The 11,873-nt window shown below is 69.9% G+C and carries 8 protein-coding genes, 4 tRNA genes and 1 pseudogene; 5 read left to right on the top strand and 8 right to left on the bottom strand.

Going from position 1 to position 11,873, the window contains the following annotated elements; genetic code table 11:
- Positions 1-27 precede the first annotated feature (27 nt).
- The 5 genes from hrpA to ACH4G3_RS14385 all read right to left on the bottom strand — a co-directional run bounded on the left by hrpA (position 28) and on the right by ACH4G3_RS14385 (position 6,070).
- Positions 28-3,996 carry an ATP-dependent RNA helicase HrpA gene (gene hrpA, locus ACH4G3_RS14365; RefSeq protein ID WP_397624717.1) on the bottom strand — a complete coding sequence of 1,323 codons (3,969 nt, stop codon included), beginning with the start codon at positions 3,994-3,996 and terminating at the stop codon, positions 28-30.
- Positions 3,997-4,108: 112 nt separating this feature from the next.
- Positions 4,109-4,182 (bottom strand) — tRNA-Phe (locus tag ACH4G3_RS14370).
- Positions 4,183-4,206: 24 nt separating this feature from the next.
- Positions 4,207-4,281, bottom strand: a tRNA-Asp gene (locus tag ACH4G3_RS14375).
- Between the two features lie 37 nt (positions 4,282-4,318).
- A tRNA-Glu gene (locus ACH4G3_RS14380) sits at positions 4,319-4,391 on the bottom strand.
- Positions 4,392-4,471: 80 nt separating this feature from the next.
- A complete protein-coding gene (locus tag ACH4G3_RS14385) occupies positions 4,472-6,070 on the bottom strand; it encodes a metallophosphoesterase family protein (protein ID WP_397624718.1) in 1,599 nt (532 codons plus the stop codon).
- An 83-nt stretch (positions 6,071-6,153) separates the two neighbouring features.
- Here ACH4G3_RS14385 and ACH4G3_RS14390 point away from each other — a divergent pair, with 83 nt between their 5' ends.
- The 4 genes from ACH4G3_RS14390 (at position 6,154) to ACH4G3_RS14405 (ending at position 9,786) form a co-directional block, all read left to right on the top strand.
- On the top strand, positions 6,154-6,504 hold the full coding sequence (locus ACH4G3_RS14390; protein ID WP_397624719.1) for a metallopeptidase family protein: 351 nt from the start codon (positions 6,154-6,156) through the stop codon (positions 6,502-6,504).
- A gap of 87 nt (positions 6,505-6,591) precedes the next feature.
- The gene (locus ACH4G3_RS14395; RefSeq protein WP_397624720.1) at positions 6,592-7,134 is read left to right on the top strand and encodes a hypothetical protein; all 543 of its coding nucleotides are present in this window, start codon (positions 6,592-6,594) and stop codon (positions 7,132-7,134) included.
- 318 nt (positions 7,135-7,452) lie between these two features.
- Complete coding sequence (locus ACH4G3_RS14400; protein WP_397624721.1) at positions 7,453-9,555, top strand: DEAD/DEAH box helicase; 2,103 nt, start codon at positions 7,453-7,455, stop codon at positions 9,553-9,555.
- Positions 9,556-9,713: 158 nt separating this feature from the next.
- A tRNA-Lys gene (locus tag ACH4G3_RS14405) sits at positions 9,714-9,786 on the top strand.
- Here the strand turns inward: ACH4G3_RS14405 and ACH4G3_RS14410 are convergent.
- Both ACH4G3_RS14410 and ACH4G3_RS42380 read right to left on the bottom strand, forming a co-directional pair.
- Positions 9,784-9,993, bottom strand: coding sequence for a hypothetical protein (locus ACH4G3_RS14410; protein ID WP_397624722.1), 210 nt, complete (start codon positions 9,991-9,993; stop codon positions 9,784-9,786). The genes ACH4G3_RS14405 and ACH4G3_RS14410 overlap by 3 nt on opposite strands.
- 49 nt (positions 9,994-10,042) lie before the next feature.
- Positions 10,043-10,180: pseudogene (locus ACH4G3_RS42380) on the bottom strand (helix-turn-helix domain-containing protein); the annotation flags it as partial.
- Between the two features lie 80 nt (positions 10,181-10,260).
- Between ACH4G3_RS42380 and ACH4G3_RS14420 the strand changes: the two are divergent.
- Positions 10,261-10,719, top strand: a complete 459-nt coding sequence (locus tag ACH4G3_RS14420; protein ID WP_397624723.1) for a MarR family winged helix-turn-helix transcriptional regulator — start codon at positions 10,261-10,263, stop codon at positions 10,717-10,719.
- Between the two features lie 12 nt (positions 10,720-10,731).
- Here the strand turns inward: ACH4G3_RS14420 and ACH4G3_RS14425 are convergent, their stop codons facing one another.
- Positions 10,732-11,580 carry an RNA polymerase sigma factor SigF gene (locus tag ACH4G3_RS14425; RefSeq protein WP_051185484.1) on the bottom strand — a complete coding sequence of 283 codons (849 nt, stop codon included), beginning with the start codon at positions 11,578-11,580 and terminating at the stop codon, positions 10,732-10,734.
- Positions 11,581-11,873: the final 293 nt, after the last annotated feature.

Here is an 11,873-nt window from a genome sequence, read left to right on the forward strand (position 1 = left end):
TCGAACTCACCCTGCGTGCACAGCCCGTCACGGCACCGCCGCGTCGATCGCCTTCACGATCCGCTTGTCCGAGACGGGGTACGCCGTGCCCAGCGCGTGGGCGAAGTAGCTGACCCGGAGCTCCTCGATCATCCAGCGGATGTCCAGGACCGACGACGGCACCGGCCGCCCCTGCGGCATCTGCTCCAGGAGCCAGGCGTACTCGTCCTGCATCTCGTGGACCTTCTGCATCCGCGTGGTGTCCCGCTGGACGTTCGTCGGCATCTGCGTCAGACGCCGGTCCGCGGCCACCAGGTAGCGCATCAGGTCCGGCATGCGGCGCAGACCCGCCTCCGTCACGAAGCCGGGCTTCACGAGGGCGTCCAGCTGCCCCCGCACGTCCTGGAGGTTCGGCAGCAGCGCGGGGCTGCGTACGGCCTTCAGACGGCGCTCACAGGCCTGCCAGGCGGCCAGGACCTGCTGCACCTGGCCCACCGTACGGACGGTCGTGTCGACGATCTCGGCGCGCACCTTGTCGTACAGCTTCCGGTACGACTCCTCGTCCCACGCCGGCCCGCCGAAGTCCGCGATCAGCTTGTCGGCGGCCGCCATCGCACAGTCGTCGAACAGCGCCTGGATGGAGCCGTGCGGATTCGCGGACAGTGCCAGCTTCTGCGTGTTCGTCAGCTTCTCGGAGGCGAACTTCGCCGGGTTCACCGGGATGTTGCGCAGGATCAGGCGGCGGGTGCCCTTCCACATGGCCTGCTGCTGCTCGGCCTCCGTGTCGAAGAGCCGTACGGAGACCGTGTCGCCGTCGTCGACCAGCGCCGGGTACGCCTTCACCGGCTGGCCGGCCCGCCGGGTCTCGAACACGCGGGTGAGGGTGCCGATCGTCCAGTCCGTGAGGCCCTTGCGCTCCAGGGACTCGCCGCCCTGGCGTTCCGCCGTGGCGGCCGCCGCCTGCGAGAGCGCCTTGCGGGCCTTCGGCCGGAGCCTGAGCTTCAGTGCCTCCAGGTCCTTGTCCTCGGCGAGCTTGCGGCGCCGCTCGTCGACGATCCGGAACGTGACCTTGAGGTGGTCGGGGACCTTGGACCAGTCGAAGTCGTCCGCCTCGAAGGGCACGCCCACCATGCGCCGCAGTTCGCGGGTCATGGTGGTGGTGAGAGGCTCCTGCAGAGGGACCGCGCGGTCGAGGAACGCCTTCGCGTAGTTCGGCGCGGGCACGTAGTTGCGGCGGATCGGCTTGGGCAGGGACCGGATGAGCTCCGTGACGAGCTCCTCCCGCAGGCCCGGGATCTGCCAGTCGAAGCCCTCGTCCGTGACCTGGTTGAGGACCTGGAGCGGGATGTGGACGGTCACGCCGTCGGCGTCCGCGCCCGGCTCGAACTGGTACGTCACCCGGAACTTGAGGTTCCCCTGGCGCCAGGAGTCCGGGTAGTCGTCCTTGGTGACCTCGCCCGCCTTCTCGTTGATGAGCATCTCGCGCTCGAAGTCGAGGAAGTCGGGCTGTTCGTGCCGCTTGTGCTTCCACCAGGAGTCGAAGTGGGCGCCGGAGACCACGTGGTCGGGGATCCGCTGGTCGTAGAAGTCGAACAGCGTCTCGTCGTCGACCAGGATGTCCCGGCGCCGGGCCCGGTGCTCCAGTTCCTCGACCTCGGTGAGGAGTCTGCGGTTGTCGGAGAAGAACTTGTGGTGGGTGCGCCAGTCGCCCTCGACGAGCGCGTTCCGGATGAACAGCTCGCGGCTGGCCTCCGGGTCGATCCGGCCGTAGTTGACCTTCCGCTGGGCCACGATCGGCACGCCGTAGAGCGTGACCTTCTCGTACGCCATCACCGCGGCCTGGTCCTTCTCCCAGTGCGGTTCGCTGTAGGTGCGCTTGAGGAGGTGGCCGGCGAGGGGTTCGACCCACTCGGGTTCGATCTTCGCGTTGACGCGGGCCCAGAGGCGGCTCGTCTCCACCAGCTCGGCCGACATCACGAAACGCGGCGGCTTCTTGAAGAGGGCCGAGCCGGGGAAGATCGCGAACTTGGCGTTGCGCGCCCCCAGATACTCGTTCTTCCCCGTGCTTCTCCCGCTCTCCCCGCCGGTCTCCTTCACGTCCTTCATGCCGATGTGGGAGAGCAGGCCCGCGAGGAGGGAGACGTGAATGCGGTCGGCCGGGGCGTCGTCCTCGTTGAGGTGGATGCCCATCTGCTTCGCGACCGTGCGCAACTGGCTGTAGATGTCCTGCCATTCGCGGATGCGAAGGAAGTTGAGGTACTCCTGCTTGCACATCCGGCGGAAGGAGGACGAACCGCGCTCCTTCTGTTGCTCGCGGATGTAGCGCCAGAGATTGAGGTAGGCCAGGAAGTCGCTGGTCTCGTCCTTGAAGCGGGCGTGCTGCTGGTCGGCCTGGGTCTGCTTGTCGGCGGGGCGCTCGCGGGGGTCCTGGATGGACAGCGCGGCGGCTATGACCATGACCTCGCGGACACAGCCGTTCTTGTCCGCCTCCAGGACCATGCGGGCCAGCCGCGGGTCGACGGGCAGTTGGGCGAGCTTGCGGCCGGTGTCCGTGAGCCGCTTGCGGGGGTCCTTCTGCGCCGGGTCGAGGGCGCCCAGTTCCTGGAGGAGCTGCACACCGTCACGGATGTTGCGGTGGTCCGGCGGGTCGATGAAGGGGAACTTCTCGATGTCGCCGAGGCCGGCCGCTGTCATCTGGAGGATGACGGAGGCGAGGTTCGTCCGGAGGATCTCCGCGTCCGTGAACTCCGGGCGGGCGTTGAAGTCGTCCTCGCTGTAGAGACGGATGCAGATGCCGTCCGAGGTACGGCCGCAGCGGCCCTTGCGCTGGTTGGCGCTGGCCTGCGAGACCGGCTCGATCGGCAGGCGCTGGACCTTGGTGCGGTGGCTGTAGCGCGAGATGCGGGCGAAGCCGGGGTCGATGACGTACTTGATCCCCGGGACCGTCAGCGACGTCTCGGCGACGTTCGTGGCCAGCACGATCCTGCGTCCGGTGTGCGGCTGGAAGACGCGGTGCTGCTCGGCGTGGGACAGCCGGGCGTAGAGGGGCAGGATCTCCGTGAAGCGGTAGTTCTTCTTGGTCAGGGCGTCGGCCGTGTCGCGGATCTCCCGCTCGCCGGAGAGGAAGACCAGGATGTCGCCCTGGCCCTCCTTCTGGAGCTCCTCGACCGCGTCGGTGATCGCGGTGATCTGGTCGCGGTCGGCGTCGTCGCCGTCCTCCTCCAGGAGCGGCCGGTAGCGGACCTCCACGGGGTAGGTACGGCCGCTGACCTCGACGATCGGGGCGTCGCCGAAGTGCCGGGAGAAGCGCTCGGGGTCGATGGTGGCCGAGGTGATGACGACCTTGAGGTCGGGGCGCTTCGGCAGCAGCTGGGCGAGGTAGCCCAGCAGGAAGTCGATGTTGAGGGACCGCTCGTGGGCCTCGTCGATGATGATCGTGTCGTAGGCGCGCAGCTCGCGGTCGGTCTGGATCTCGGCGAGCAGGATGCCGTCCGTCATGAGTTTGACGAAGGTGGCGTCCGGGTCGACCTGGTCGGTGAAACGGACCTTCCAGCCGACGGTCTCGCCGAGGGGGGTGTTCAGCTCCTCGGCGACGCGCTCGGCGACGGTACGGGCGGCGATCCTGCGCGGCTGGGTGTGCCCGATCATGCCGCGCAGGCCCCGGCCGAGCTCCATGCAGATCTTCGGGATCTGCGTGGTCTTCCCGGAACCGGTCTCACCGGCGACGATCACGACCTGGTGGTCGCGGATGGCGTCGGCGATCTCGTCCTTCTTCTGGCTGACCGGCAGCTGCTCGGGATACGTGATCTCGGGTACGTGGGCGCGGCGCCCGGCCATCCGCTCCTCGGCCTTGCCGATCTCCGCCTCGATCTCGGCCAGCACGGCGGCGCGTGCTTCCGGCTTACGGATCTTGCGCGCACCTTCGAGCCTGCGCCCGAGCCGGTGCGCGTCGCGCAGGGACAGCTCGGTCAGGCGGGGGGCGAGGGCGCCGAGGGCGGGGGCGGATTGCGTAGACATACGCGATCCAGGATCTCATCCCGCGGATTTTTGTGGCTAACGCTTTTGTCCCGGCGGTCTGGCCGGGCACAACAAGAACCCCCGCCGATGAACTCGACGGGGGTTTCCGTTGTGGCTGGGGCCGGGGTCGAACCGGCGACCTTCCGCTTTTCAGGCGGACGCTCGTACCAACTGAGCTACCCAGCCACGAGGTTTCACGTGAAACCTCAGCGGTCCTGACGGGATTTGAACCCGCGGCCTCCACCTTGACAGGGTGGCGAGCACTCCAAACTGCTCCACAGGACCAAGCGTGTCGTACGACAGTGTCGCACAGGGTGGTGCGTGCCCCCAACGGGATTCGAACCCGTGCTACCGCCTTGAAAGGGCGGCGTCCTAGGCCGCTAGACGATGAGGGCTATCGGCCCGCCTGGGCGCTTCTCAGCGCGTCGGGGACGTGAGAAGCATATGGGATGGCGGGAGCTATCGCCAAAACGGTTTAGGGAGAGGCCGTCGAGGAGGCCGTCGGGGACCCCGTCGGCGGCTCCGTCGTGGGGGTGGTCGGGGACTGGGTCGCGCCGGGCAGGTTCTCCTCCGGGAGGTGGCGGCTGACCTCGGCCGTCGTGAGGCCGAGGCCGCCCAGTTCGATCTCGTCCCAGGCCTGGAGGTGGCGGGTGTCCCGGTCGAAGTAGAGGATCGACGCTTCGATGGGGTCCGGGTGCTTGCCCTCGATGGCGCGCAGGCCGCTGCCGCCCGTGGAGCCCTCGATGCGGAGCCGGGTGCCGTACTTCAGGACTTCCATCTCGTCGTGGTGGACGTGGCCGGCCAGCACCAGCGGCACCTCGCCGTCGACCTCGCGGGCCGCCGACGGTTCGTGGGCCATGGCGATGTCCACCGGGGTGCCGGCCGTGCGCTGGTCGCGCAGGGCCGTGGCCAGGCGGGCTCCGGCCAGCTCCTGGGACTGCTCGTTGCCGGGCTGCTTCGAGCGGTCCGGGGTGAACTGCGGGTCGCCGATGCCCGCGAAGCGCAGGCCCTTGATCGTCTCGGCCCGGCCGTCGTCGAGGACGTGGACGTTCTTCAGGCCTTCCAGATAGCGCTGGGTGATCATCGAGTCGTGGTTGCCGCGGACCCAGACGTAGGGGGCCCCGAGGTCCTCGATGGGGTCCAGAAAGCCGTTCTCGGCGGCTGTGCCGTGGTCCATCGTGTCGCCCGAGTCGACGATCACGTCCACCTTGTACTGCTCCACCAGCGAGGCGATGATCTTCCAGCTCGCCGGGTTCAGGTGGATGTCGGAGACGTGCAGGACCCGGATGGTCGAGGGGTCGGGCGCGTAGGCCGGGAGGGTCGAGGTGGCGTCGTAGAGCTTGGTCACGTTGGTGACCAGGCGGGCCAATTCCTTCTGGTAGACGTCGAATTCCGTGACGATGCTGCGCGCGTTGCCGACCAGGGAGGGGGCCGAGGTGAGCAGCCCGGAGAACTTGGGTTCCAGGACGGAGTCGGGGCGCCAGGTGGCGTACGCGGTGCCGCCCGAGGCGGCGAGGAGGGTGAGCGCGAGGCCGCCGGCGGCCAGGGCGCGGCGCGGGCGGCGGTAGACCGCGAGGCCGAGCGCGGTGGCGCCGCCGACGACCGCGATGCCCGAACGGACGGCCAGGTCGAGGGTGCCTCGTCCGACGTCCTCGGTGACCTCGTCCTGGAGGCCGGAGAGCCGCTCGGGGTGGTCGACCAGGGCCTGGGAGCGGTCCGGGTCGAGCTGGTCGACGTTCACGTCCAGGCGGACGGGGGCGATGTGGCTGTCCAGCTGGAGGGCGCCCAGGGGCGAGATGTTGATCTTGGTGCCACCGGTGAAGGAGGGGCGCAGCGTCATGGTGGTGTTCATGGGGCCGACCGGGACCCGGACGTTGCCCACGACCAGCAGGCCCAGCCAGGCGCCGAGGAGGACGACGGCCACGAGTCCCACCGCGCGGGACCACGGGTGCGGCTGCGGCACGAGTTCGATCACGGCCGGGGCCTGCCGGGAGCGGTAGCGGCGGGCGAGGGCGCGTGGGGCTTTGCGGATCGGGTTCAGGACACTCAGGACTGCGGCGGGGACGCGGGCCATTGGTCCCGTATGCCCAAGTCCCGGGCCGGATATGCGACGCCGGAAGGCTCTCGTACGGCTCCGTCGTGGCCGACAATGGGCCTGTGCTGGAGATGACGCGCGAGGAGTTCGAGGAGCTGGTCGCCGAGGCGCTCGACCGGATCCCGCCGGAGTTGACGCGACTGATGGACAACGTCGCGGTGTTCGTCGAGGACGAACCACCCTCGGACGATCCCGAGCTGCTCGGGGTCTACGAGGGGACTCCGCTGACCGACCGGGGAGAGTGGTACGCCGGTGTGTTGCCGGACCGGATCACCATCTACCGGAATCCGACGTTGCGGATGTGCGAGTCGCGGGAGGACGTCGTCGCCGAGACGGAGATCACGGTGGTGCACGAGATCGCGCACCACTTCGGCATCGACGACGCGCGCCTTCACGCCCTGGGTTACGGCTGAGCGGGTTGTGAACGCGGGCGGCGTGTCCTCTTGCGCACGGCGGGAGTTGGAGGTGTTGACTTCCTCACCCTTCCCGGAGGTGGCCCCGTGCGCCCCTTGTACGTACCCGTCCGCCTGGCCGCCACGGTCGTGGCCGTCGCCGCTGCCGCCGGCTGTATGAGCGTCGGCGACGACGGCGCGGGAGGGAGCGCCAAGCCGTCGCACTCCGCCGGGCGGCACGGCGGGGAGGCACCCGACGGCGGGTCGGCGGCGTCGGGCGGCGGTGCCGGGTTCGGTACGGCGGCCGACGGCGAGCGCGGGCACGGCAAGGGCAAGAAGGCGAAGGGGAAGAAGGGCAAGGACGGCGGGGCGGGGGAGCCGGCGTCTCCCGGTGTGTCGCCGTCCGCCGTGGTGAGCGCGCCCGCGCCGGGGCGCGACAAGCCGGGGAAGCCGGCCAGGCCGACGCCGAAGCCGCCGGCTCCGCCGACGCCCACCCGGACGGCCGAACCCGAGCCCACTCCGACGCCGACCGAGGTGACGACGTCCCCCGAGCCGACGGACAAACCGGAGCCGTCGTCGTCGGCGCACGAGCCGCCGGGGCCTCAGCTCGCCCAGCGGGAGCCGGCGCCGGAGGCGGGGTCGCCGGCGTAGCCCTGCCGGCTCGTGCCGTGGGGCGGGAACAATTCCGGGGGGTGGCTGGTTGGCAGCGACGGGAAGTTTTCCGGGCCACCGGCCGACGGAGGGCGTCCCAACTGTCTCCTGCGGAGTCCGGTTTGCCTTACGGGGCCCGGAGTGCGTATGGTGGCAGATCGTTTGATCCCATCTTGCCCGGCGCCACCGCAGAGCGCGCCGTGTGGCGCGTACTCTCCCTTGCCGTGGTGGACCGCATTGAGGCGGTCGTATTGCGAATCGCGAATCACGGAGTTGACGGGCGCGTGCCGACGAGACTCCGGAAGGTTTCGCATTCGCATGTCCATCGCCAGTACTGATCACGTCGTCGTGCCCGAGAACGAGGCAGCCGAGGACGCCCCCGAGGTCACTTTCGCCGACCTCGGTCTCCCCGAGGGCGTCGTCCGCAAGCTCGCGCAGAACGGCGTGACCACCCCCTTCCCGATCCAGGCCGCGACCATCCCGGACGCCCTGGACGGCAAGGACATCCTCGGCCGGGGGCGTACCGGCTCCGGCAAGACCCTCTCCTTCGGTCTGCCCGCCCTGGCCCAGCTCGCCGGCGGCCGCACCGAGAAGCACAAGCCGCGGGCCGTCATCCTCACGCCGACGCGCGAGCTCGCCATGCAGGTGGCCGACGCGCTCCAGCCCTACGGCGACGTCCTCGGCCTCAAGATGAAGGTCGTCTGCGGCGGTACGTCCATGGGCAACCAGATCTACGCCCTCGAGAGGGGCGTCGACGTCCTGGTCGCCACCCCGGGCCGGCTGCGCGACATCATCAACCGCGGCGCCTGCTCGCTGGAGAACGTGCAGATCGCCGTGCTCGACGAGGCCGACCAGATGTCCGACCTGGGCTTCATGCCCGAGGTGACGGAGCTGCTGGACCAGGTGCCCGCGGGCGGTCAGCGGATGCTGTTCTCCGCGACCATGGAGAACGAGATCAAGACCCTCGTCGACCGGTACCTGAACAACCCGGTCAGCCACGAGGTCGACGCCGCCCAGGGCGCCGTGACGACCATGTCGCACCACATCCTCATCGTGAAGCCCAAGGACAAGGCGCCGGTCACCGCGGCCATCGCCTCCCGCAAGGGCCGCACGATCATCTTCGTCCGCACCCAGCTGGGCGCCGACCGCGTCGCCGAGCAGCTGCGCGACTCCGGTGTGAAGGCCGACGCGCTGCACGGTGGCATGACGCAGGGCGCGCGGACGCGGACCCTGGCCGACTTCAAGGACGGGTACGTCAACGTGCTCGTCGCCACCGACGTCGCGGCGCGCGGCATCCACGTCGACGGCATCGACCTGGTGCTGAACGTGGACCCGGCGGGCGACCACAAGGACTACCTGCACCGCGCCGGCCGTACGGCGCGCGCGGGCCGTACCGGCACCGTCGTCTCCCTCTCCCTGCCGCACCAGCGGCGTCAGATCTTCCGGCTGATGGAGGACGCGGGCGTCGACGCCACGCGCCACATCATCCAGGGCGCCGGCGCCTTCGACCCGGAGGTCGCCGAGATCACCGGCGCCCGGTCGATGACCGAGGTCCAGGCCGAGTCCGTGGGCAACGCCGCGCAGCAGGCCGAGCGTGAGGTCGCGCAGCTCACCAAGGAGCTGGAGCGGGCGCAGCGGCGTGCGAACGAGCTGCGCGAGGAGTCCGACCGGCTGCTCGCGCGGGTCGCTCGGGAGCGGGGCGAGGAGCCGCAGGCGGCGGTGTCCGGGGAGTCCGCGGAGGTTCCGGCCGGCGTCGAGCTGTCGGTGCCGGAGCAGCGGACCGCGCAGGACGCCGAGCGCGCCGAGGCTTCCTCCGCGCCGTACGAGCGTCGGGAGCGGCGCGAGGAGCGCGGCGGGGCCGGGCGTGACCGGTACGCCGACCGGGACCGGTCCTTCGACCGCGACCGCGGTGGCCGCTCCTCCGACCGTCGTGACGACCGTGGCGGGCGTTCGTTCGAGCGCCGTGACGACCGCGGTGGGTTCAACCGTGACCGGGACAGGGACCGCGACCGTGGTGGTCGTTCCTTCGACCGCGACCGTGACCGTGGCGGTTTCCGCCGGGACGACCGGGGCGACCGTGGTGAGCGCGGCGGCTTCCGTCGTGACGACCGTGGTGGCCGCTCCTTCGAGCGTCGTGACGACCGTGGCGGCAGCCGTTCGTTCGAGCGCCGTGACGACCGCGGCGGGCGTCCCTTCGAGCGCCGTGACGACCGCGGCGGCTTCCGCCGGGACGAGCGCACGGGGCACCGTGGCAGCGACCGTCCGTTCAACCGCGACCGCCGGGACGACCGTCCGGGCTACCGCGCCGGCGGGCATGACCGTCCAGGGCACGACCGTCCGCAGGGCCGTCGTGACGACCACCGTGGCGGTGGTTCCTTCCAGCGCCGCGAGGACAAGCCGCGCTGGAAGCGCAACGGCTGACACACCGGCGTGACGAGCGCCGTGGCCCCCGCTCCCGCGGGGCCACGGCGCTCCGCCGTTCCGGTAGGTGTTTTCACACCTCCGGCACGGCCGGGTCACCGATACCCGATCGGAGACTCGGCCTCGTCCGGCTATGCTCGTGGGGGCAACATCGCCTGGGGCCCTTAGCTCAATTGGCAGAGCAGTGGACTTTTAATCCATTGGTTGTGGGTTCGAGTCCCACAGGGCCTACCGGAGGCGGGCGGGGAAACATCCCCTGACCTGCTGGGCGGCGCCCGGGTCGGCTTCGGCCGGCGCGGGCGCCGCTGTGCTTTCCGGGGCGCTCCAGCTGGCCAGGAGAGCGAGGGCCTGGGCGGAGGCGCTCCCGGGCTCCGCGGTGTACACGCACACGGTCTGGCCGGGGTCGGCCGGAAAGACGCCGTTGAGGAAGTCCAGCATCTGATGGACCTCGGGGTGCACGCGCTGCACACGTTCCGGGCGATGGCGCCCGCGGCGCACGGGCCACGGCGTCCAGGACGGCCTCGGAGACATTGGGGTGCCGGCCCTGTTCGAGGCGGGTGTAGTAGTCCGTGCTCACACCGGCCACGTACGCGACCTCCTCGCGGCGCAGGCCCGCCACCACCCGAAGAGCCTTGACCTCAAGCGAGGTTGAGTTTCTACGGTCGGTCTGTCGAACCAGCTCGGACGAAGACGGAGGGACCGGCCGTGGAGTACTCACACAACGACGCCGAACTGATCCAGCAGCCCATCGGCTACTGGAGTTGGGCCGCTTTCAAGGCTGTCGTCAGCCGCACGCAGGCCGCCCTCGCGGGGATCGGCACCACGCAGCCGCAGTGGTGGGTCCTCGCCCAGGTCGCACGGGCCGACACGGTCAGATCCCGGCACGAGGTGTCCCGCCTCCTGGAGAACTACCTCGACACGGGCTCGGACGCCATGGAACGGGAGATCGACGCGACCATCGCCCATGGTTGGATCATCGAGGACTCCGAGGGGCGCCTGACCATCACGGAAGAGGGCCAGGCGTTCTACGACAAGGCCGCGGCACTCCAGGACGAGCTGTGGGCGGAACGGCACGCGGGTATCTCGGACGAGGAGTACCTGACCACCCTCAAGGTGCTGCAGCGCTTCATCCACAACACGGGCGGGCGTGCCTGGCACCACTAGGTGTGCTGTCCGCTAGCCCGTCGCCAGCATCCCCGACCGCAGGCGGGCCACCGTCCGGGAGATCAGGCGGGAGACGTGCATCTGCGAGATGCCGAGGCGCTTGCCGATGTCCGCCTGGGTGAGTTCCTCCACGAAGCGGAGGTGGAGGATGAGGCGCTGGCGCTCGTCGAGTTCGGCGACCAGAGGAGCCAGTGCGTGGAAGTCCTCGACGAGTTCTAGGGCCGGGTCCTCCTCGCCGATGAACTCGGAGAGCGAGGTGTCGCTTTCCTCCGAGTCGCCGGTGATGGCGGCGTCCAGGGACGAGGACAGGTAGCCGTTCGCCGCGACCTGGGCCTCGACGACCTCCTCCTCCGAGAGGTTCATCAGCGCCGCCAGCTCCGCGACCTTCGGAGCGCGGCCGAGGCGGGAGGACAGTTCCTCGGTGGCCTTGGCGAGTTCCGTACGGGCCTCCTGGAGGCGGCGCGGCACGTGCACGGCCCAGGACGTGTCGCGGAAGAACCGCTTGATCTCACCGATGATGTACGGCACCGCGAAGCTGGTGAACTGCACCTCGCGGGAGACCTCGAACCGGTCGATGGCCTTGATCAGCCCGATGACGCCGACCTGGACGACGTCCTCCATCGACTGGCCGCTCGCACGGAACCGGCGGGCCGCGAACCGCACCAGCGACATGTTCATCTCGATGAGCGTGTTGCGCGCGTACTGGTATTCGGCGGTGCCCTCCTCCAGCACGGCGAGCCGCTCGAGGAACTGTCCGGTCAGTTCACGCGCGTCCTGCGGGGCGAGCTTCTGCGGCTCTGCGATCTGCGGCAGCTCCTCACCGGTGTCGGTGCCGGAATCCGTCGTCGTGTCGATGCGCATGATCGCCGTCACGGGCCCTCCCTCGTAGTTCCGGCCCGCTCCCGTCCCCCGTCAGGCCACCTCCACGCCGCTACCCGCAGTCGCCCGGCTCATGCCCCGTCTTCTGCCCGCAGAGACGTTGACCACAGTCGGCGCAGGTCGGGGCGGTGACGGGGTACCCGCACGGTCGGCTCACGGTACGGGCAGGAGGGCGGGCGGTGCGGCGCGGAGGAATCGGCGACGGGACTCATGGAGCGGACAGTTGTCGTTTGACAATCATAGTCACGAGACAACAATCTAGCCGTGACGTGCGG

The sequence above is a fragment of the Streptomyces afghaniensis genome (genome assembly GCF_044327915.1).
Classification (GTDB): domain Bacteria; phylum Actinomycetota; class Actinomycetes; order Streptomycetales; family Streptomycetaceae; genus Streptomyces; species Streptomyces afghaniensis.